General features: G+C 58.0%; 18 protein-coding genes and 1 tRNA gene. 8 read left to right on the forward strand and 11 right to left on the reverse strand.

What is annotated here, in order from left to right; translation table 11 throughout:
• Positions 1–100: 100 nt before the first annotated feature.
• Positions 101–1360, forward strand: coding sequence for an AGE family epimerase/isomerase (locus tag ATU_RS10525; RefSeq protein ID WP_035255972.1), 1260 nt, complete (start codon positions 101–103; stop codon positions 1358–1360).
• 191 nt (positions 1361–1551) lie between these two features.
• Here ATU_RS10525 and ATU_RS10530 read toward each other — a convergent pair whose 3' ends face one another.
• Entirely contained in the window at positions 1552–2112 is a 561-nt protein-coding gene (locus ATU_RS10530) for a dual specificity protein phosphatase family protein (RefSeq protein WP_006310516.1), read from the reverse strand.
• A 49-nt stretch (positions 2113–2161) separates the two neighbouring features.
• Here ATU_RS10530 and ATU_RS26905 point away from each other — a divergent pair, with 49 nt between their 5' ends.
• Positions 2162–2290 (forward strand): hypothetical protein, encoded by a 129-nt coding sequence (locus ATU_RS26905; RefSeq protein WP_266020966.1) that lies wholly within the window; start codon positions 2162–2164, stop codon positions 2288–2290.
• 23 nt (positions 2291–2313) lie between these two features.
• Here the strand turns inward: ATU_RS26905 and ATU_RS10535 are convergent, their stop codons facing one another.
• A complete protein-coding gene (locus tag ATU_RS10535) occupies positions 2314–2766 on the reverse strand; it encodes a hypothetical protein (protein WP_010972102.1) in 453 nt (150 codons plus the stop codon).
• Between the two features lie 441 nt (positions 2767–3207).
• Here ATU_RS10535 and ATU_RS10540 point away from each other — a divergent pair, with 441 nt between their 5' ends.
• Complete coding sequence (locus ATU_RS10540; protein ID WP_010972103.1) at positions 3208–3837, forward strand: outer membrane protein; 630 nt, start codon at positions 3208–3210, stop codon at positions 3835–3837.
• Positions 3838–4038: 201 nt separating this feature from the next.
• Positions 4039–4404 (forward strand): hypothetical protein, encoded by a 366-nt coding sequence (locus tag ATU_RS10545; RefSeq protein ID WP_035255970.1) that lies wholly within the window; start codon positions 4039–4041, stop codon positions 4402–4404.
• Between the two features lie 127 nt (positions 4405–4531).
• Here the strand turns inward: ATU_RS10545 and ATU_RS10550 are convergent.
• Positions 4532–4607 (reverse strand) — tRNA-Ile (locus ATU_RS10550).
• A gap of 179 nt (positions 4608–4786) precedes the next feature.
• On the opposite strand from ATU_RS10550, the gene ATU_RS10555 reads away from it, so the two are divergent.
• Positions 4787–5530, forward strand: coding sequence for an SIMPL domain-containing protein (locus tag ATU_RS10555; RefSeq protein WP_010972105.1), 744 nt, complete (start codon positions 4787–4789; stop codon positions 5528–5530).
• A gap of 156 nt (positions 5531–5686) precedes the next feature.
• On the opposite strand, the gene ATU_RS10560 is transcribed toward ATU_RS10555, so the two are convergent.
• Positions 5687–6022 (reverse strand): hypothetical protein, encoded by a 336-nt coding sequence (locus ATU_RS10560; protein WP_006310523.1) that lies wholly within the window; start codon positions 6020–6022, stop codon positions 5687–5689.
• Positions 6023–6173: 151 nt separating this feature from the next.
• Complete coding sequence (locus ATU_RS10565; protein ID WP_010972106.1) at positions 6174–6596, reverse strand: secondary thiamine-phosphate synthase enzyme YjbQ; 423 nt, start codon at positions 6594–6596, stop codon at positions 6174–6176.
• A gap of 243 nt (positions 6597–6839) precedes the next feature.
• Between ATU_RS10565 and ATU_RS10570 the strand changes: the two genes are divergently transcribed.
• Positions 6840–9392, forward strand: coding sequence for an HWE histidine kinase domain-containing protein (locus ATU_RS10570; RefSeq protein ID WP_010972107.1), 2553 nt, complete (start codon positions 6840–6842; stop codon positions 9390–9392).
• Positions 9393–9461: 69 nt separating this feature from the next.
• Here ATU_RS10570 and ATU_RS10575 read toward each other — a convergent pair whose 3' ends face one another.
• From ATU_RS10575 to ATU_RS10590, 4 genes are all read right to left on the reverse strand, one after another.
• Entirely contained in the window at positions 9462–10379 is a 918-nt protein-coding gene (locus tag ATU_RS10575) for a DUF930 domain-containing protein (RefSeq protein WP_035255967.1), read from the reverse strand.
• Between the two features lie 195 nt (positions 10380–10574).
• Entirely contained in the window at positions 10575–12629 is a 2055-nt protein-coding gene (rpoD, locus tag ATU_RS10580) for an RNA polymerase sigma factor RpoD (RefSeq protein WP_010972109.1), read from the reverse strand.
• Between the two features lie 392 nt (positions 12630–13021).
• Entirely contained in the window at positions 13022–15007 is a 1986-nt protein-coding gene (gene dnaG, locus ATU_RS10585; RefSeq protein ID WP_010972110.1) for a DNA primase, read from the reverse strand.
• A gap of 386 nt (positions 15008–15393) precedes the next feature.
• On the reverse strand, positions 15394–15846 hold the full coding sequence (locus tag ATU_RS10590) for a GatB/YqeY domain-containing protein (RefSeq protein ID WP_006310543.1): 453 nt from the start codon (positions 15844–15846) through the stop codon (positions 15394–15396).
• A 335-nt stretch (positions 15847–16181) separates the two neighbouring features.
• On the opposite strand from ATU_RS10590, the gene carA reads away from it, so the two are divergent.
• Complete coding sequence (gene carA / locus ATU_RS10595) at positions 16182–17387, forward strand: glutamine-hydrolyzing carbamoyl-phosphate synthase small subunit (RefSeq protein WP_010972111.1); 1206 nt, start codon at positions 16182–16184, stop codon at positions 17385–17387.
• Between the two features lie 453 nt (positions 17388–17840).
• On the opposite strand, the gene ATU_RS10600 is transcribed toward carA, so the two are convergent.
• Entirely contained in the window at positions 17841–18065 is a 225-nt protein-coding gene (locus ATU_RS10600; RefSeq protein ID WP_162180282.1) for a hypothetical protein, read from the reverse strand.
• A gap of 64 nt (positions 18066–18129) precedes the next feature.
• Between ATU_RS10600 and ATU_RS10605 the strand changes: the two genes are divergently transcribed.
• Entirely contained in the window at positions 18130–19434 is a 1305-nt protein-coding gene (locus ATU_RS10605) for an alpha/beta hydrolase (RefSeq protein WP_266021165.1), read from the forward strand.
• A gap of 70 nt (positions 19435–19504) precedes the next feature.
• Here ATU_RS10605 and ATU_RS10610 read toward each other — a convergent pair whose 3' ends face one another.
• The gene (locus ATU_RS10610) at positions 19505–20902 is read right to left on the reverse strand and encodes an MATE family efflux transporter (protein ID WP_010972113.1); all 1398 of its coding nucleotides are present in this window, start codon (positions 20900–20902) and stop codon (positions 19505–19507) included.
• Positions 20903–21202: the final 300 nt, after the last annotated feature.

The following is a 21202-nucleotide window of genomic DNA, read 5'->3' on the forward strand; positions in this document are numbered from 1 at the left end:
AGGTACAGACATGGCTTTGCGCCATTCCATCACGTTACGAAATATCGCTGACAGATGACAGGTTTATACGGCAAGGATATAAGCCGAAGCAGCAAACCGCATGGAGGACGAGATGCCCGAAGACGATCACAACAGCCGCAACTGGAATACCCTGCCCTGGCACCGCCAGTGGCTGGTAAAACAGGTCGAGGGACTTTTCGACTTCTTCCAGCACCGTGCCCTCAACCCCGCCGGCGGTTTCTTCGATCTGGACGCCAAGGGCGCGCCGCTACAGGCGAATGACCCGGTGCGCGGCATTCACGCCTCCGCCCGCATGGTGCATTGCTTCTCCATCGGCCACCTGCTCGGCCGCCCGGGCTGCGGCGATATTGTCGACCACGGCATGACCTATCTCTGGAACAATCATCGTGATGGCGAACATGGCGGTTACTTCTGGCAGGTGAATGATGCCGGCCCAGTGGATGCCACCAAACAGGGCTACGGCCATGCCTTCGTGCTTCTGGCCGCTTCTTCCGCCAAGACCGTCGGGCATCCGCTTGCCGACCAGATGCTGGCCGACATTACCGAAGTGCTGGAAACCCGGTTCTGGGAAGAAAAACACGGCGCCATCGCCGAGGAATTCAATCGCGACTGGTCGCCCATCGATAATTACCGCGGCCAGAATTCCAATATGCATCTGACCGAAGCGCTGATGGCCGCCTATGAGGCGACGGGCGACAGCAACTACCTGACCAAGGCTGAACGCATCGCCGATCTCGTCATCCGCCGCCGCGCCGGTGAGCTGGATTTCCGCGTGCCGGAGCACTTTGACGAGAACTGGACGCTCGACAAGGCGTATCGCGGCAACGAAATGTTCCGCCCCTCCGGCTCCACCCCCGGCCACTGGCTGGAATGGGCGCGTCTCATCCTGCAATTATGGGTGCTCGGTGAGCGCCAGCACGACTGGATGCCGGTGGCCGCCAAATCGCTATTCGTACAATCCATGGCGCTCGGCTGGGATCGGGAAAAGGGCGGCTTCTTTTATACGCTCGACTGGAACGACAACCCCGACAAGCGGGCAAAGCTCTGGTGGCCCATGTGCGAGGCGGCGGGTGCGGCCCACTTCCTCAACGAGAACCTGCCGGCCGATGCCTTCTACGAGGATAGCTACCGCCGCATCTGGAGCACCATCGCCAACAACTTCATCGATCACGAGAATGGCGGCTGGCACGAAGAACTGACGGAAGATCTGGTGCCGGCCCACACGCTGTTCCCCGGCAAGGGCGATATCTACCACGCGCTTCAGGCCTGCCTGATCCCGCTTTTCCCGGCAGCGGGAAGCCTGACGACGGTGATCAAGGAGAGCGGCGGGGATTATTGAGGTGCATTGGGGGAAACGGATGCCAGCGGACGACGGCGTCGAAGACTTCTCTGCCGTCATGCTCGGGCTTGTCCCGAGCATCTGCTACCTATCCACTGGACCAACGTGGTTGGATCCTCGGAACAAGTCCGAGGATAACGCCACGCAGAAAAGGACACCGCCAAGGTAAATCAAAAGGCGTTCCAAAACCCTCAAAACCCGATGGTTTCCTCAAAATCATCCCAGGACTGGTACATTTCGTAGCGCCCGATGCCGGGGATCGGCACATGCCCGTAATAGGGCGAAAGCTGAAACTCGGCTGCGGCCTCGCTTTTGCCGGCCACAACAGCCACGTAGATGGCGGAGGCAAGCCCGGTGCGGTTCGCGCCGTGTTCGCAATGGATGAGAACAGGCTTTTCCGCATTGCGCAGTACCGCCGCCAGCGTTTCTGAATCCTCCACCGAGACCTTTTCGCTTGAGCTCAGCGGATAATCGACGAGCCGGATGCCGTTGTTTTTCGCAGCAAGGCTTTCGGCCTCATACCAGCCTTCACGCTTTTCATCACGCAGGTTGATGATCGTCTTGATGCCATAGGCCTTGGCATAAGCAGCGATGTCCTTGCCGCTCGGCTGCGCCGAACGATAGAGCTCGCCGGGAATGACTTCGTGAAAATTCCCCGTCAGCTGGCCGATGCCCATATGCGCGCCGGCGAGAACCGGCAGCGCGACAAGGCCAATGGCCGTGATTTTCAGAAACTTCAGAACACTATACAAACCATCAGCCCGTCACATTCATCGGATGGACGGGGAGATGGCATCGCAAATGGACGAAAACAAGTCGTCGGCTTTGCCAGCGCTGGCGCGAGGCATTCGCCTCTCCGCTGAAGTCGCTGTGGCCAAAGGCTTTCACGCGCACCATTCATCAGCGCCGAAAATTTTCAAAATCCCGTGATCGCAAAATGTCGTGAGAACAGCTCAGTCGAATTCCGCGGAAATGACGGTCACGCGCCAATCCAGCCGCTGCGGCTCCACCCGTTCATTGTTGCGCAGCCGGAAAGACCGGCAGGCCGCGAAAGTCTCGCTGGCCTCGATCCGCCTTTCGCTCACCTGGTAGGGATCGAAGGCAACGGAGGCGCGGAATGCCGGTTCAAAACCTTCCAGCGTATAGGTCAGCCGCTGCACGGCGACATTATTGTCGTTGCGGAAGCTGACGCGAATGGGCAAGGCCGAATCCGCGCAGGCAGTATCGAAACTGGCGGTCGCAACGATATGCTCGATCCGCTTGCTGCCACGCCACCAGTCATAAATGACAAAGGCGGCAGTGGTCGTCCAGATCAGCAGCAGGCAGATGACGACGGGTTTGAGATGCCGCGGAAACGCAATGAGGGTGAGAAGAAGAATGGCGCTGAGAACGGCTCCGACAATCACGTCGTTCCTCCCCAGCAAATACAAAACCCCATGCGATCTTATCCTCCCATGCCCTTCCTGCCGCAACGACCACCCTCGTGGCGTGGGCGTGGCGGTATCGTCTCGACAGCGATGATGCGTCCTGAGATGCGGCACAAAGCACCGGCATTATCACTGTCGACCACAACTCTATGGTCGCCTCCCCTTCTGTCAAGACAACCAAGCGTGACACCGGCTGATGGCCACGCCCGAGCTTTGACGAAACACCAATGGGAACCAAACGCGGGCAGGGACGTTCGCTGCATCAGAACCGCATGACGGGGCGATAGAACGCCACGAACCGGGGCAAGAGCGGCCAGAACGCCGGGAGGACAAAAACGCCTCTTGGAACCGCCGAACCCCAACCCATATTAAAAGTAGCTAATCTATGCTATGGATGTCAGTCAGCTCAGGGAGAAAACGATGAAAACGCTGATCGTAACGTCACTCCTGGCCCTGTCGGCCAGCACCGCAATGGCCGCGGATGCCGTCTACGAAACCCCGGCCCCGCCGGTTGCGCAGGAAACCCTGCCGGTCTTCACCTGGTCTGGCCCCTATCTTGGTATTCAAGGTGGCGCAGGCTGGGCAAATGGCGATTTTTCGGCGGGCGGCCCCGTTGTTTCGGATGATTTCAACGGCGGAATTCTCGGCGCCTTCGCCGGTTACAATTACCAGTTCGACAATAACATGGTCCTCGGCATCGAGGGCGATGTCGATTATAACTGGAACGATAATGACTATTCGGGCATCAAAGTCGGCACCGACTGGCAGGGCTCTGTCCGCGGTCGCGTCGGTTATGCCTTTGACCACGCATTGATCTATGCCACCGCCGGCTGGACGGCCACCCGCGGTTTCATCGAAACGCCCGTCGGCGACGACAAAGCTACCTTCAACGGCTACACGGTTGGCGCAGGTGTGGATTATGCCTTCACCGACAATGTCTTCGGCAGGCTGGAATATCGATATAACGACTATGGCGACAAGGACATCTTCGGCATCAACACCGATTTCGACCAGCATACCGTGAAAGTGGGTCTCGGCGTGAAGTTCTGAGTCGACCGCATAAGTTCAGTAAAAAGCCCGGCCATCCGCCGGGCTTTTTTGTGGGAAGCCTGCGTGGGCTATCCACCCATCCGAAGGTTTGAATATGAACACCGGGGCACTGAAACATTCACAGGCCGTTCACCCGTGCCATGCCATCATGCGGGCATAATGAGCCTCTATCTCCGCAAGCAGGCTTATGGAGTAGCCCCGATGAAAAAGATAATTCTTTCCACAATTGCTGCCCTGGTCGCCAGCGGCAGCGTCTTTGCGTCCTACGGCACCGCTGCCGCGCAGGACTATCCCTATCGTCCGCGCTACGACCGTGGTTATGACCGCGGCGGTCCGCCCCCACCGCCCTATCGCGAACATCGCCGCCACAATGATGGCGCAGCCATCGCCGGCGGCCTTGCCGCAGGCGTCATCGGCGGCCTGATCGGCGGCGCCATCGCCAACGGCAATGGCGGCCCGCGCTATTACGAACCGCCACCCCCGCCACGCTGCTGGTTCGAAGACCGCCGCGTGCCCAACGCCTATGACGGCGGCTGGCACATGGAGAGCATGCGGGTCTGCAACTGATCTGAGATACCTTGAGGTCTGGTTTGTCATATGCACAAGCCAGACCGATCTCCCAATGAGATACCACGCTTCCCAACCTGCGCAGCGGCAGGGGTATCCTCGTAAGCATATGATTTCAGAAGAAAAATGGTGGGCCCGGAGAGACTCGAACTCCCAACCAAGCGGTTATGAGCCGCCGGCTCTAACCATTGAGCTACAGGCCCTTTCGGAAAAAACGATCCGAAACACCGGTTTCGCAATGGCTCGAATCCGGCAGGTCACGCTCTAACGCAATTTTTACAGCCCGACAAGCCAATCCTTCTTTCGCAAAGCAGTGTCGCCGTATTAGCTACACAATCTAAGGCAATACCCTTCAAAGGGACTCAATCAACGAGGAAACACCATGAAGACTAAAACGGCCCGCCTTTTCGCACTCACCGCATTGACCGCGGCGACCACGATGCCGCTTGCCGCCCAGGTATCTGCGCAGGAGGCTTCCCCGCGCGAAGCCACCATCAGTGTTTCCGGCGAAGGCCAGGCGGCCATCGCGCCCGATATGGCGATCCTCTCCTTCAGTGTCGTCAAGCAGGCGGAAACCGCAGCGGCTGCACTGACGGAAAACTCCAAGGCGCTGGCCGAGGTGCTGAAGGCGCTGAAAGAGGCCGCCATCGAAGACCGCGACCTCCAGACGAGCAATTTTTCGGTGCAGCCGCTTTACAAGCATTATGAGCCCAAGGACGGCGTTTATGTCGCGCCCGAGATCACCGGTTATCAGGTTTCCAACGGCCTGACGGTGCGGGTGCGCGATCTGAAGATGCTCGGCACGATCCTCGATACCTCCGTAAAGCTCGGCATCAACCAGGGCGGCGATATCACCTTCACCAATGACAAGCCCGAAGCCACGGTAACGGAAGCCCGCAAACAGGCCGTTGCCGATGCGATCGCCAAGGCGAAGACGCTGACGGAAGCCGCAGGCGTGAAGCTCGGCCGCGTCATTCAGATCAGCGAAAACTCGCAGCGCCCCATGCCGGTCCCGGCGGGCATGATGCGTGCTTCGATGATGAAGGAAGCCGACAGCGTTCCGATCGCTTCGGGTGAGAACAATTATAGCGTGGTGGTCAACGTCACCTTCGCGCTCGACCAGTAAGATCGACGGCGGCGGCACCCTGGTGCCGCCCTGGCCATCTTCACTTCCGCCATAGGCATAAAAAGAAATGCCCCTCACTGCCATTCCGGAAGCGAGGGGCATTTTTTATCGATCTGCCATACGGGGATATCGACAGATCAATGAAGATCGCTGCTGTTAGCGGCGAATAACCGGGCAACCGCGCTCATTGGCGAAAACGATGCGATCACGGCCGCGACGGTCAAAGCCTGCTACCACGACACGGCGCGGCGACACGTCAACCACGCGGGCACGGCGAAGGCCCATGCGGCTGGCTTTTTCTTCTGCAAGCGAGGCCGAGCAACCGCGATGCGGGCGGTCCGGGCGGCCCCAACCGGGACGATGACCATAGCCATCCTGGACCTGAACCCGGTACTGGACATCCGGGCCTGCGGAAGCAGCCGGCGCCGTAAAGGAAATTCCACCAATGGCGATGAGGGTAGCCAGGCCGGCTTTTGCAAAGTTGCTGAACATGAACTCACTCCGTTTGTGTCATTGCCGACAGGGGAACATCCCCCGGCGATTGACGAGACCCTAGACCCGCCCATCTGAATATCAGCAGAACCGAATGTTCAGCAGGCGTTCAGGGTGCTTAACGCGCAGCATGTCGCTCGGGATCCATATCTCAGGGTGAGATATGCAGCACAATTTCACGGCGATGCGGCTGGTCACGGTGTTCAAACAGGTAAAGCCCCTGCCACGTGCCGAGCACGAGCCGCCCCTCGCCGATCGGCACACCGATGGAAACCGCCGTCAGCGCCGATTTGATGTGGGCGGGCATATCATCCGGACCTTCGAGCGTATGAACGATCCAGCGCATGGAAGGATCGCTGGAAGGCGGCACGAGGCGAGAGAAAAATGTCAGCAGATCGTGCTTGACGTCAGGGTCGGCATTTTCCTGAATAAGCAACGAGCAGGATGTGTGCCGGACAAAGATCGTCAGCAACCCCTCCTCCAGCCCTGCCTGCCTCACCATCGCTTCTGCTTCAGATGTAAACTCGTAGAGGCCTTGTCCGCGGGTTGCGATGGTTATTGTTCTTTGCGGCACATTTTTTCTTTCTGGTAGTCGGAACAAAATCAGCGTTTCCGACGTTTTATGATGTCAAATTGTATCCAGCAACGTTAGGGATACATCAATTATGCAACGACGGCTTCCAAACCATACAACAAAGAAACCGGTTGATAGTTGCAAAGAACGGGGAAGGGCAGACCTTTAAGAATGATCGACTTTGGCTTCCCCTTTATTCGGCAAACGGCATTTCTTCATGCACTGGGTGCGAAAGACTGATTCATGGCATCCACGGACTATCATGTCGACCTGACCAATTGCGACCGCGAACCCATTCATATTCCAGGCTATATTCAACCGCATGGCTGCCTCATCGCCTGCGATAACGCCATGCGAATGGTGCTGCGGCATTCCGAAAACTGCGGCGAACTGCTGGGACTTGAGGGCGATCTCAACGGCAGGACCGCCGAGGATGTGCTCGGCAAAAAGCTCGTCCACGATCTCCGCAACGCGCTCACCGTCACCGGTAGAACCACGCGCCCCGCCATGCTGCCCGCAATGGAAACAAGCGACGGCCGCAGCTTCGATATTTCACTCCATCGCTACAAATCCACCACCATCATCGAATTCGAGCCCTCGGGCAGCGACGCGCAGCCGCTCGGCACGGCGCGCAAGATGGTGGACCGCATCCGCGAAGCCGACAGCGTCGAAAGCCTGATCTCCAGAACCACACGCCTGGTAAAGGCGACGCTGGGTTACGACCGGGTGATGATCTACCGCTTCCAGGAAGACGGCGCCGGCAAGGTCGTGTCGGAGGCCAAGCAGCCCGAGCTGGAGAGCTTTCTCGGGCAATATTTCCCCGCCAGCGATATTCCACAGCAGGCTCGCGCACTTTATCTCAAGAACACCTTGCGCATCATCTCCGATGCCAGCGGCACCCGCATTCCGGTCCTGCCAGCCGTCGATGTCTCCGGTGAGCCGCTCGATCTCTCTTACGCGCATTTGCGCAGCGTCTCGCCCATCCATTGCGAATATCTCCGCAATATGGGTGTTGCCGCCTCCATGTCGATTTCTGTGATTGTCGATGGCGCCCTGTGGGGCCTGATCGCCTGCCACCATTATTCGCCGCGTGTGCTGAGCATGCCAGTTCGGATCGCTGCGGAAATGTTCGGGGAATTTTTCTCCATGCATCTGCAGGTTCTGAAGCAGAAGCGCCGCCTCGACACCATCAACCACGCCCATGCGGCGCTCGACCGGTTTCTGCGGCTGGCCGCCCATCACGCCAACATTGAAGAACTGCTGGTCGACAGTTTTCAGGATTTTGCCGATCTGATGCCCTGCGACGGTGTCGGGCTGTGGGTCGGCAACAACTGGCACGGCCATGGCGCAACGCCACCGCATGATGCCATTCCAAGGCTGGCGCGTTTCGTCGCTTCGGCTTCGGAAGGCAGGGTCTGGGCAACACACGCCCTGTCGCAGGCCATACCGGAAGCGGAAATATACGCCGGCACCGCGGCCGGAATGCTTGCTATCCCGCTTTCGCAGGTCAAGAGCGACTATCTCCTGTTTTTCCGCAAGGAGATCGTGCAGAACCTGAACTGGGCCGGCAATCCGGAAAAATCCTATGAAACCGGCCCGATGGGCGACCGCCTCACGCCGCGTAAAAGCTTCGCAATCTGGAAAGAGACCGTTCGCCTGCAGGCACAGCCCTGGTCGGAAGCCGACCGGGAAATCGCCGAAGCCGCGAGAATCGCGCTTGTCGAAGTGGCGTTCCACCACAGCGAGTTGATGGCAGGCGAAAGAGAGCGCGCCGAGGTGCGCCAGCGCATGCTAAACGAGGAGCTTAATCACCGCGTCAAGAATGTTCTCGCCATCATCAAATCGCTGGTCGGCAATCCCTCGCAGGAGGGCAAGACCCTGCAGGAGTATGTCACCGCGCTGAAGGGCCGCATCCAGGCGCTGTCCTTTGCCCATGACCAGATCATTCGCGGCGAAGGCGGCGGCGCGCTGCGCGATCTGCTGGAGGCCGAATTGTCGCCCCATCGTTCGCCGGAAACGACGGTGAAGCTCGAAGGACCCCAGATCACACTCGATTCCCGCGCCTTTTCGGTGATGGCGCTGGTTCTGCACGAACTGGCGACGAATGCCGCCAAATATGGTGCGCTCTCGCAAAATGGCGGGCAATTGCATGTGCGCTGGGACGTTAACGAGAATCGCGATTGCGAAATATCATGGCGCGAGACCCTGCTGACCACTCTGCCGGCCCCATCGCGCGCCGGTTTCGGCACGGCGCTCATCAGCCGCAGCATTCCCTACGATCTCGGCGGGCGCAGCACGATACGGTATTTGCCGAATGGGCTGGAGGCAGAGATTCTCCTGCCGTTCCGCCATGTATCATCGGTCTCAGCGGCGTTCGAGACAAAAACCGAGGCGGAAACCCTGCCGCAACCCAGACGTTACAATCGGGAGGAGCCATTGAAAGTATTGCTCGTCGAAGACCAGATGCTGATCGCCATGGATGTCGAGAACATGCTGGAAGATAATGGCATCAAGGCAATCGAAACCGCGACCTCGTCGGCCATGGCGATTGAAAAGCTGAAAACCTATCTGCCTGACGTCGCCATTCTCGACATCAATCTTGGTTCCGACACCTCCATCCCCGTCGCCCGCGAACTGCACCGCCGCGGCATCCCGTTCCTCTTCGCCACCGGTTATGCGGATGGCAGCATGGTGCCGGATGAATTTGGCGCCGTGCCGGTTATCCGAAAACCCTATGACGAGGATGCGCTGATGGCTGGGATTGGGGTGTTGGTGGGGGATACGGAGCGGGTTTGAGCGTAGCCTCCCCTCATCCCTGTGCTTGTAACAGGAATGAGGTAGAGGCGCGCGCAGACCAATGATCCGCTATCGCCCCGTGAAACCGCGCTTCGTTGCTTCGGCCGGCGTAATGACATCCCCTATCTTAAATCTGAAGGCCGTCACCGCGTAATTGTCCACATCCACATCACATTGAAACGTGACATCGTGCCAGACGTCGCCGACGTTGAATGCGCCCCCAGTAGCGTCAAGGACATTGCCGGATATGCGTCCACCAGTGTCGGAAAAGCCGTACATGCCTCGGGTAGCTGGATAAACCTCTCTTATTTGCGCCAACGCCTCCGTCTGGCAAAGCTGCACGATCCGACGGCGGGGCGGTAGATCGCCAAAAATCTGTCGTCGCTGCGCCGGTGTTAGCAACGCCGATGATAGCAAACTCTTCACCGCAGGAAGCTTCGCGGGTTTCTTCTCCGCAACCTCCGCAGGCTTTTCCTCTGCCGGCTTGGCCTGCGGCACCGGTGGCTGCTCCGGCGGTGTTTCTTCCTTCACGGGTGAAACCGCGATCTCCCCCTGCTCGGCGGAAGCCTGAAGATCGCTGTTGGCGGCGGGTGGCGCAGGCTTCTCCTCAGCGGCCTTTTCAGGCTGGCTTGCAGGCTCCTCGGACGCTTGGCTCTTTTCAGCTTCTTCCGCCTTGCCCGGCTTGTCCTCTTTGTCGGCCTGCATTTCCTCCGGCCGCATGGAGATGGACGGCAGCGTCGCCTGCGGTTGCGGCGTCGGTTTTACATCTTCCTTCGGCGGTGCGGGCGGTGGTGGCGGCGGAGGTTGCGGTTTCTCCGCCTTGGCCGCCGCAGCCGGCGGCGGGGCAGCTTCTTCTTTTTTCTCCTCGGGCGGCGGCACGAGTTCAACGTTGACGCTTTCGGGCTCCTGCGGCTCGGCTATCCGTTCCGGCAATTCGAAAAAGAAGAGTGCAACGACGACAAGATGCAGCAACACGGAGACGGGCACAGCCCATCCTCCCCGCCGCCATTTGCCTGCCGAAACCTGTTGCATCCTGTCGAACCAAATCGAAGCTGAGCATTTCCAGTAAAGCGGAATGCCTGTTTTCACACATAAGGCTTGTCGCAGAGTTCGCCAGTGCGGGAAACAAAAAACCCGGCCAGCGCTCACTGACCGGGTTCAATTTTGAAGGAAGCGGGAAACTTAGCTGTCGAGGAAGCTGCGCAGCTTTCTCGAGCGGCTCGGGTGCTTCAGCTTGCGCAACGCCTTTGCCTCGATCTGGCGAATACGTTCGCGCGTGACCGAGAACTGCTGGCCGACTTCTTCCAGCGTATGGTCGGTATTCATGCCGATGCCGAAGCGCATGCGCAGAACACGTTCCTCACGCGGCGTCAGCGAGGCGAGAACCCGGGTGGTCGTCTCACGCAGGTTCGCCTGAATGGCGGCGTCGATCGGCAGCAGCGCGTTCTTGTCCTCGATGAAGTCGCCGAGATGCGAATCCTCTTCGTCACCAACAGGGGTTTCGAGCGAGATCGGCTCCTTGGCGATCTTCAGAACCTTGCGCACCTTTTCAAGCGGCATGGCCAGCTTTTCCGCCAGTTCTTCCGGGGTCGGCTCGCGGCCGATCTCGTGAAGCATCTGGCGCGAGGTGCGAACGATCTTGTTGATCGTCTCGATCATGTGAACCGGAATACGGATCGTGCGGGCCTGGTCGGCGATCGAGCGGGTGATCGCCTGCCTGATCCACCAGGTCGCATAGGTCGAGAACTTGTAACCACGGCGATATTCGAACTTGTCCACCGCCTTCATCAGGCCGATATTGCCTTCTTGAATGAGGTCGAGGAACTGCAGACCGCGGTTGGTGTATTTCTTCGCAATCGAGATCACGAGACGCAGGTTCGCTTCGACCATCTCCTTCTTGGCGATACGCGCTTCACGTTCGCCCTTCTGCACCATCGAAACGATGCGGCGGAATTCGGCAATGGAAATGCCGGTTTCCGTGGAGAGGTTCTGGATTTCCTGACGGATTTCCCGGATCGTGTTGCTTTCCTCGCGGGCGAATTCCTTCCAGCCGCGCGCGGCCAGATTGGTGATCGACTTCATCCAGTTCGGATCGAGTTCCGCACCGTGATACTGCTCGAGGAAGCTGTCGCGCTTGACGCCATAGGATTCGGCAAGACGCAGCAGCCGGCCTTCGTTCTGCATCAGCCGCTTGGAAATGTCGTAGAGCTGCTCGACGAGGCTGTCGATGCGGTTCTGGTTCAGCGACAGCGACTTGACGGCCGTGATCAGCTGATCCTTCAGTTCCTTGTAACGACGCTCCTGGCCGGAAGACAGGGTACCGGTGCAGGCGAGACGGGCCTCGACCTGCTGATCCTGAAGCTTGCGCAGCTTCTTGTAGGTGTCGGCAATGGTGTCGAGCGTTTCCATGACCTGCGGGCGCAGCTCGGCTTCCATCGCGGCAAGCGAAAGATTGGACTCGTCGTCGTCCTCTTCTTCCTCTTCCGGAGGCAGGCCATCGCCACCCACGTCAGTCACGTCTTCGTCGCCGGTTGGCGCACGCAGCCTGCGGGTCTTTTCCTTTTCTTCGGCGGCCTTGCGGTCAGCCTCGATCTTTTCCGGGCTCTGGAACTGCGGTGCAGCCTTGGCTTCCGGACCGGAATAGGTCGTTTCGAGATCGATGATCTCGCGCAGCAGCGTCGTGCCCTCGTTCAGTTCGTCGCGCCAGATGATCAGCGCCTGGAACGTCAGCGGGCTTTCGCACAGGCCCGAAATCATCGTTTCGCGGCCGGCCTCGATGCGCTTGGCGATGGCGATTTCGCCTTCGCGCGACAGAAGCTCGACGGAACCCATTTCGCGCAGATACATGCGCACGGGATCATCGGTGCGGTCGGTCGGTTCTTTCTTCTTGGCGGTCGCAAGCGCCGTGCCGCCGGACGGCGCCAGTTCGCCGCCTTCGGACTCCTCATTGTCGGAATCGCCGTCGTCTTCGGCAGGCGCGGCTTCCTCGGCATCCTCGTCCTCGATAACGTTGATGCCCATATCGGACAGCATCGCCATCGTGTCTTCGATCTGCTCGGACGTCACCTCTTCGGACGGCAGGACGGAATTCAGCTCGTCCATCGTCACATAGCCGCGCTTCTTGGCGGCCTTGATCATCTTTTTGACCGCGTCATCCGAAAGATCGAGAAGCGGACCGTCCGTCGCACCGTCGCGTTCGTTTTCTGCTTCTTCGTTTTCTTTGACTTTGGTTGCCATCTATCTCGTCGCTTTCCCTGACGCTAACACCTGTTCCGCCGCATCGCCGTCCGCCCCTTGAGCATCCAGCGGTTTGCCGCGAATCACTGTCAGACACCTAACGGAGTGATCTTTAATTGCCGATTAACCACGGCAGCCTCAGGCAGAATGCAAAGACAGTGCACCCGGAAATGCTTGCTCATGCAATTTCTATCCGCCAAGGCTCATTCCACCTTACTTTTCCTGAAATGGTGATTCCCGCTATTTACCGCCCCGTCAAGCCTTTGAGGGCGAGACAGCCACGGAAATTCTCAAAAAAGGCCGCATTTCGCGGTTATCACCAGACTATCCCCTATTTAGGACGCTTGCCGCAAAAGGCAACCCCACACGTCTTTCTATTCTTGGCCAGCCTCTCAGCCATGGCCAAAGGCCGGACCCTTCACCCGGCCCGACATGACCCCGAAACCATCGATGATCGCTTCCTGATTTTCCATGCGGCCGATTTCCAATTGAACTTCGGCAATCGCCCGCACCAGAAGCGTGCCACGCTCATCATCGGTCGCCTCGGCGATTTCCCGCTCCAGCTCCCGTTTCTGCCAGAGCAGGGATTTGGTTCTCTTATGCAGCGAAAGTGCCTGCACGTAACCTTCGCGCGCATCCTCCATCGCCGCCTGTTCCGTCGCCGTCCACAGGCGCGCATTGCGCACCTGCTGATCCATGGTCTTCAACAACGGCTCGAAACCGTGCTGCGACAGCCGGTCGATCAGCCCTGCCCGCGATATGTCCGCTGCACTCTCGGCCGCATAGGTCAACACCGTCGACCACAGCCGCTGCAGATCGCGGTTCTCGTAATCGATGGCGGCGATCTCGTCATATTCCTCCAGCAGCAACTCGGGATGGTTGACGATGGTGATGGCAAGAACGCTTTCGCGCAGAGACGGCTTGGTCTGATGCCCCCTGACGAGACCGGATTGCGTCAGCCGGTCGGAAATGCTGCTGGCCGGCGCAGACATCGCCCCGCCCCGCCCCGGCGCATTGCGCTGGAAACCGCGACCGGCACCCTGACCGCCGTCGCGGCGGAAATTCCCGCCCTGCGAGCCGCCCTGCTGAAAGCGCGGCTGGAAGAAGCCGTTCAGCCTGTCGCGCATATCCTGCTGGTAAAAGCGGCGCACCGTCTCGTCGGCAATCACGGTAACGATCTGACGCAGGCGGCTTTCAAGCTGAGCCCGTTTTTCAGGCGTATCGAACGTGACGCCTGATGTCTCGCGGCTCCAGATCATCGCGGCAAGCGGCTTGGCTTCCGAAAGCACCCGGTCAAAGGGCGCGCGCCCCTCCAGCCGCACAAGATCATCCGGATCCTTGCCGTCAGGCAACAGGGCAAAGCTGACGGAACGATCCGGCTTGATATGCGGCAGGGCAAGATCAGCCGCACGGTTGGCGGCACGAATGCCGGCGCCATCCCCATCGAAGCAGAGAACCGGCTGCGGCGACATCTTCCAGAGGAGATCGAGCTGGCTGTCGGTCAACGCCGTCCCGAGCGGCGCGACAGCATTTTCGACACCCGCCTGATAAAGCGCGATGACATCCATATAACCTTCGACGGCGATAACAGTGCCGCCGGCCGCCTGCGAAGCGCGGCGCGCGCGGGCGAAATTGTAGAGAACATTGCCCTTGTGAAAGAGTTCGGTCTCGTTGGAATTGAGATATTTCGCCACCGCATCCGCCGCCATGGCGCGGCCGCCAAAGGCGATCACTTTTTCCCGCGACGACAGGATCGGGAACATGATGCGGTCGCGGAACCGGTCGTAGGAAACCGGCACGTTTTCATGCACCACCAGCCCGCAGGCTTCCATCTGCTCCTTGGACACGCCCTTGCTTGCAAGATGCTCCTTCAGTGCATTGCGGCTGTCAGGCGCATAACCCAGCCGGAAGGTCTCGATGGTGCGCCCGGTCAGCCCGCGATCCCGAAGGTAAGCCCGCGCCCGCGCGCCGAGCGAGGTCTGCAACTGATCCTGAAAGAACAGCGTCGCCATTTCCATGACGTCCTGCAGCGAGGTGCGCTCGCGCTCGCGCTTTTCCGCCTGCGGATCGGGCTGCGGCATGGAAATGCCGGCCATATCGGCAATCTGCTGCACGGCTTCGGGAAAACTCAGCCCCTCAAGCTCCGTCAGAAAGCGGAAATGATCGCCAGAAACGCCGCAACCAAAACAATGATAGCGCCCCTTGCGGTCTTCGCAGTGAAAGCTCGGGCTTTTCTCGCCATGGAACGGGCAGCAGGCCCAATAATCCCCCCTCGGCGCATTGGTCTTTTTCTTATCCCAGGACACACGTCGGCCGATCACATCGGAGATGTTCACGCGGTCGCGTATCTCATCGAGAAAAGAATTGGAAAAGCGCATGGGTTACCTGTTCGAGGCCAGTCTTTCATATAAGCGCAGAAAGGCTTGAGCACCAACCCAAAGAAAGACAATACCCGATATTCACAGGCCACAGAGATAAAACCGACGCCGCCTTGGCGCCTGCTTCCGGCGAATTTATGGCAGCGCAACATCACTAAAAATTATGTTTTTGTAATTTGAGCGACGCGTTGCGACGATGTAAAAACGAAACACAGTCAAAGGCAGTGTCTGAACATTTCCATACATCTGCCGACACCCGCAGGCACGTCCCCCCGAAAAGCCTGCGCGGGAGAGCATTTTGATCCGCCGGAATGCATCTTCGTCGGCAGAAAAAAGGCAGGGTAGCCATGGCTACCCTGCCTTTACTTTTTCAGAAGTGACCAACGCTACTTCAGCAAGTCCTTGACGACGCCGGAGGCCTTCGCAAAGTCGATCTGTCCTGGATAACGCTCTTTCAGCGCATTCATGCACTTGCCCATGTCGCGCAGTCCGGATGCGCCGGTCTCGCTGATGACCGCCTGGCAGAGTTCGCGCACCTTCTCGGCCGGGATTTCTTCCGGCATGAATTCCTTGATGATGACGATTTCTTCGCGCTCCTGAGCGGCAAGCTCGGGACGGCCGGCACCTTCATAGATGGTGGCGGACTCCTCCCGCTGCTTCACCATCTTGGTCAGGATCTGCATGATGTCCTCATCGCTGACGGGGTCCTTGCCCACGCCACGATTGGCGATATCGCGATCCTTGACGGCCGCCTGGATGAGACGCACGGTCGAGGTGCGGCGTGCATCACGAGCCTTCAAAGCGTCTTTCAAAGTATTAGCGAACGTGTCGCGCAGCATTTTTCTTCTCCTTGGGAAAGCTCATTCCGCAGCTTCCTGATCGGCAAACTTTCCGCCTTATTTTTCGCAACGACATAAACGAGCAAACACGCTCAAGCAAATCAATTGCATAAACCCTTGAATCTACGACAGCTTAAATCCGCGTAAATCTTGGGCCTGCGGTTGACCGCTTGGGCTGCTTTCGTTATTTTCCGGCACCTGCACGAGATTTTAACGAAGGGTCGGAACGCGAGCTTTATCGCGCGCCCCTTTATGTCACGAAGCCTGCGACAGAAATGGCCCCTTACCCCCTGCCTTTCAAGAGGCGGGGTGCGAAGCGGCAGAAACGGAACGAGATGACCGAGACAGCGCCCTGGACTACCCGCAAACCCACCGCAATGCTTGTTCTAGCCGATGGCACGGTGATTGAAGGAACAGGCATCGGTGCAACCGGCAAGGTTCAGGCCGAAGTCTGCTTCAACACGGCGCTGACGGGTTACGAGGAAATCCTCACCGACCCCTCCTATCTCGGCCAGATCGTCACCTTCACCTTCCCTCATATCGGCAATGTCGGCACCAATGAGGAAGACATCGAAGACCTGACGCCCGCCGCCCGTCGCGGCGCCGTCGGCGTCATCTTCAAGGCCGATATCACCGACCCCTCGAACTTCCGCGCCGTCAAGCATCTGGATGCCTGGCTGAAGGCGCGTGGGGTCATCGGCCTCTGCGGTATCGATACACGCGCGCTGACGGCCTGGATCCGCGAAAACGGTGCGCCGAACGCGGTCATCGCTCATGACCCGAACGGCGTCTTTGACATCGAAGCGCTGAAGGCCGAAGCCAAGGCATGGAGCGGTCTCGTCGGCCTCGACCTCGCCATCGAAGCGACGTCCGGCCAGTCCTCCACCTGGACGGAAACGCCGTGGGTATGGAACAAGGGTTACGGCACGCTCGGTGAAGCCGATGCGAAATACCACGTCGTCTGCGTGGATTTCGGCGTCAAGCGCAACATCCTGCGCCTGTTTGCCGGCCTCGATTGCAAGGTGACGGTTGTTCCGGCGCAGACCTCGGCTGAAGATATTCTGGCGCTGAAGCCGGATGGCGTCTTTCTCTCCAACGGTCCGGGAGATCCGGCCGCGACGGGCGAATATGCCGTGCCTGTTATCCAGAACCTCATCAAGAGCGAACTGCCGATCTTCGGCATCTGCCTCGGTCACCAGATGCTTGGCCTCGCCGTTGGCGCGAAGACCGAAAAGATGCATCAGGGCCATCACGGCGCCAACCATCCGGTCAAGGACTTCACCACCGGCAAGGTGGAAATCGTCTCTATGAACCACGGCTTTGCGGTCGACACCAAATCGCTGCCCGAGGGCGTCGAGGAAACCCACACGTCGCTGTTCGACGGCACCAATTGCGGCCTGCGCATCGTCGGCAAGCCGGTCTTCTCCGTCCAGCACCATCCGGAAGCATCGCCCGGCCCGCAGGACAGCCACTATCTCTTCCGCCGCTTCGTCAACCTGCTGCGCGAAAACAAGGGTGAGGCAGCACTCGCCGAGCGCTGAGACAATCCGAGGAAATCGTGAAAGAACCGCCGCCGCTCCCGAGAGCTGCGGTCGGACAACTGATTGTAATACTCGGCGGAAGGCAGGGTCTGCGAGACCCTGCGCCCGTTGTCCTCGTTTAATCGTAAAATTTTCCAGCTCCCCACCATACTACGCATCTGCGCGCTCATCGTGACTCGTTGTATTAAGCGAGAGAAATCCGAAGTGCGACCTTATCAACCGTTTCAATTTGCGTGCGCTGAAAGGCATCTTTACAGGCAGCGAACGTTGACGGCCGCGATCGGCATTGAGGCCGGCCGCTGACAGAAAAATCTTTGGGAACGCATTCTTTTAAAGGTAGCTGCCGGCTTATGGAAAAATTGCGCGAGCCTTAAAGACTTTCAGTAAAAAAATTAATAAAGACGGTTTTTAAATACATTTCCGTAAAAAATCACGTATATTTATATAATTTTATTATTTAATCGAAAATATTAGTAAAATTATAAAGTAAATATCTCTATCATCATAGATTCCTAAATTATAGGAAAGCATTATGATATCAATAAATTTATATATAAAAAACATCATTGTAATTACTACAGATTGCATCGCACTTTCCTTGATAATATTATTGTCACCACCTGCGGAAGCAGCTTCATCATCATTCAATAAATCACGTATAAACTGGCTGCCTTGCACCAAGCCTCAATTTAAATTTTGGTTCGAAGGCAGACTTCCGCCGCCTATGCTTGAATGCGCAAGAATGGCAGCACCGTTAATATATTCCAATCGGCGCGAGGCGGGTTCATCTCCACCCAGACGGCGAGTCTCGCTTGCGATCACAAGATTGCCTGCAACGGGCCGAAAACAAGGAAGCCTCGTCATTATTACGGGGGGTCCAGGGATGTCAGGCATTATTCAACTGCTCGACCCGAGAACAGACGCGGTCAAGCGGTTGAGAGAGTCATACGATATTATCCGCTACGATCCTCGTGGGGTCGGACAATCGACTCCAAAAATTTCATGTGCTTCATACGTAAGCCGCGAAAACGCGCTGGTGGTTGACGACGCAGGCGATCGGGCGATGGCCGCCTATGTTGAAGCCTGCATAAAAACAACCGGGCGAACAGTTCTTGAACACATCGGTACGAACGAAGCGGTCGATGATCTCGATCTTCTGCGGCGGCAACTCGGGGAAGAGTTCCTTACGGCGATCGCTTACTCCTATGGGACCCAAGTCGCCGCTCTCTACGCGGAACGTTATCCTGGCTCAGTTCGGGCAATTGTATTGGACGGCGTCGTAGACCTCGCAGAGGACTGGCAAACGATGCGATTGAACCAGCAGCGTGGTTATCAAAATACATTCGAACGCTTTGTTTCCTTTTGCAATCTGGAAAAATCGTGTCCCTTCAAGGACAGCGTCGAAAAAACAACGGCCGATTTTCATCGACTGCTGCAAGCCGTCGACAACAGGCCGTTTTCAACAACCGGCGGCTACAGAGTGACGACGAGAGAGGTTCTGGCCGTCACGACCTACGGCCTGTTGTGGAAAACGCACTGGCCGACACTCGGCGAAGCCTTTGAAGCGCTATCGAACGGCAAAGCGGACAAGATCAAGGAATTGGCCGAAACAATACTGAAAGAAGACGAGATTGATGCTTCCGTGGCGATCACCTGTGCAGATTCTGCATCTCCGACGAAGGATCGGCAGGAGCGAATCGCCCGCGCAAAGGCAGTCAAGGAAGCAGCTCCCTATGCCAACTATAACCCTGACGTCATAGAAATCAATGTCTGCGATATGTGGCCCTTCGCTGGCAAATTAAGCGCCCGCATTCCCACTCTGCCCGACAACCTGCCCGCTTTGCTGTTTGTTGCTCAGAAATATGATCCGACCACGCCCCATATCAACGCGCGGCGTATGGCAGACTATTTTCGTAGCCCACTCGTCAGCAAAAACGCGGATGGTCACACTTTGGTACTTACGGGGTCCGACAAGTGCGTCGATCAGGAAGTTACGAGTTATCTGTTGAAGCCAACAGAACCCAGACAAGACAAGGCTTGCGATTGAGGCATCCCGTGAGGAACTCTTTTCGAGGCGCAGACGCGCCATGGCCGGATGACCACCCGACGGCCCGCTTTTAGCGGGCCGTTTTCATTTCGCGCTTCACCAAGAGCACGAAGCGCACCGTCAACAGAACGGCGGCCGTCGAAAGACCGATCACGAAACCGAACCATACGCCGCGCCCGCCAAAGCCGAGCGGAAAGGCCATGGTCCAGGCGAGCGCCAGCCCGATCGGCCAATAGGAAATCAGCGCCAGCATCGCCGGTATGCGTGCATCCTTAAGGCCACGCAGCAAACCTGCCGTCACGGCCTGAATGCCGTCCACCAGCTGGAAGATGCCGGCAATCACCACGAGGCTGCTGGCATAGGCAAGCACTTCAGCAGCTTCCGGCAATTTCGGATCGAGGAACCATTTCGCCAGGAATTCCGGCACGGCCGCAAACAGGATGCCACCGCAAAGGGCGATGCCACAGGCGATGGCATAGATCATGATCGAGGCGCGGATGAGGTTTTTGAAATCCCCCTGCCCGCGCGCCACGCCCACACGCACCGTCGCCGCTTGGGAAAGACCAAGCGGAATCATGAAGGCGATGGAGGCGAGCTGGAGGGCAATACCGTGGGCGGCAAGTTGCACCGTGCCGATCTGCCCCATCAGGATCGAAGCGGCCGCAAACAGCGTCACTTCGGCTAGAATGGTGATGCTGATCGGCAGGCCAAGCCGCAGGACTTCGAAAAGCGCATGCCAGTCCGGCCGCCAGAAGCGCACGAACAGCTCGTATTTCTTCGTTTCCTCCCGCGTCTGCACATAAGCGACGATGAAGATGAAGCTGAAGGCATTAACGATGACGGCAACAACGGCAGCACCATTCATGCCCATCGCCGGCAATCCGAAATGGCCGAAGACCAGCACATAGGCCATCAGACCGTTCATCACCAGCATGATGATGGTGACATAAAGAATGATGCCTGCACGGCCGATGGCGCTGACAAGCCCGCGCAGCACATAAAAAAGCAGCGCCGGCAGGAGGCCGAACTTGGCAATGGCGAGATAATGGCCGGTCAGTGCCGCAACATTGGGGTTCTGCCCGAGATAGACCAGAATGCGTTCGGCATTGAAGAAGATCGGCAAGGCGAGCAGCCAATAGGCGATCGCCACCCACATGCCCATGCGCAGCGAGCGGCGGGCCGATGTCGCATCGCCCTGCCCGTAAGCCTGCGCCACCATCGGCACGACGGCAACAGAAAAGCCCGAGCCGAAAATAAAGACGACGAAGAAGAACTGTCCGGCCAGCACCATGGCCGCAAGCTTCTCTGCTCCCAGCTGACCGACGATCACCATATCAGTGGTGTGGATACCAAGCTGAGCAAGCTGGGCGCCGATAAGCGGAATCCCGAGAACGAGCGTAGCCTTGAAATGCGAAAACCACGACCCCGATCCGGAAGGAACGGTTTCTGCAACAACCGACGAAGACATTGTAATTCACCTGAACCTTGGCCGTTGCCCGCGAATTGCGCAACGGCAGCACGAGGATGAATAAAATATTCCCATCCTGCACGCAACCGGCAGCAGTGCGTGATTAAAAATTACGCACATCGGCAACCACGCGAAATCCGACCGTATTGCGTCCTGACACAAGATAAATTTAGTCCAATTTTACCATTCGCTTTTATCTATTAGAACATCGGATAGCTCTTTTAAAATCATAAGCTGCATGACGCAGATTATTCCCGCCTTTGAGGCATGTTTCCCCCATCAATGTTAAAGATGACCTCG

Origin of the sequence: Agrobacterium fabrum str. C58 (genome assembly GCF_000092025.1) — a bacterium.
GTDB classification, from domain to species: Bacteria; Pseudomonadota; Alphaproteobacteria; order Rhizobiales; family Rhizobiaceae; genus Agrobacterium; species Agrobacterium fabrum.

What these genes read in the sequence shown, in the direction of transcription:
- ATU_RS10525 (WP_035255972.1), top strand. Translation starts at nt 101, where the DNA reads ATGGAGGACGAGATGCCCGAAGACGATCACAACAGCCGCAACTGGAAT.
- ATU_RS26905 (WP_266020966.1), top strand. Translation starts at nt 2,162, where the DNA reads ATGGACGAAAACAAGTCGTCGGCTTTGCCAGCGCTGGCGCGAGGCATT.
- ATU_RS10540 (WP_010972103.1), top strand. Translation starts at nt 3,208, where the DNA reads ATGAAAACGCTGATCGTAACGTCACTCCTGGCCCTGTCGGCCAGCACC.
- ATU_RS10545 (WP_035255970.1), top strand. Translation starts at nt 4,039, where the DNA reads ATGAAAAAGATAATTCTTTCCACAATTGCTGCCCTGGTCGCCAGCGGC.
- ATU_RS10555 (WP_010972105.1), top strand. Translation starts at nt 4,787, where the DNA reads ATGAAGACTAAAACGGCCCGCCTTTTCGCACTCACCGCATTGACCGCG.
- ATU_RS10560 (WP_006310523.1), bottom strand. Translation starts at nt 6,022, where the DNA reads ATGTTCAGCAACTTTGCAAAAGCCGGCCTGGCTACCCTCATCGCCATT.
- ATU_RS10570 (WP_010972107.1), top strand. Translation starts at nt 6,840, where the DNA reads ATGGCATCCACGGACTATCATGTCGACCTGACCAATTGCGACCGCGAA.
- rpoD (WP_010972109.1), bottom strand. Translation starts at nt 12,629, where the DNA reads ATGGCAACCAAAGTCAAAGAAAACGAAGAAGCAGAAAACGAACGCGAC.
- dnaG (WP_010972110.1), bottom strand. Translation starts at nt 15,007, where the DNA reads ATGCGCTTTTCCAATTCTTTTCTCGATGAGATACGCGACCGCGTGAAC.
- ATU_RS10590 (WP_006310543.1), bottom strand. Translation starts at nt 15,846, where the DNA reads ATGCTGCGCGACACGTTCGCTAATACTTTGAAAGACGCTTTGAAGGCT.
- carA (WP_010972111.1), top strand. Translation starts at nt 16,182, where the DNA reads ATGACCGAGACAGCGCCCTGGACTACCCGCAAACCCACCGCAATGCTT.
- ATU_RS10605 (WP_266021165.1), top strand. Translation starts at nt 18,130, where the DNA reads ATGGCAGCACCGTTAATATATTCCAATCGGCGCGAGGCGGGTTCATCT.
- ATU_RS10610 (WP_010972113.1), bottom strand. Translation starts at nt 20,902, where the DNA reads ATGTCTTCGTCGGTTGTTGCAGAAACCGTTCCTTCCGGATCGGGGTCG.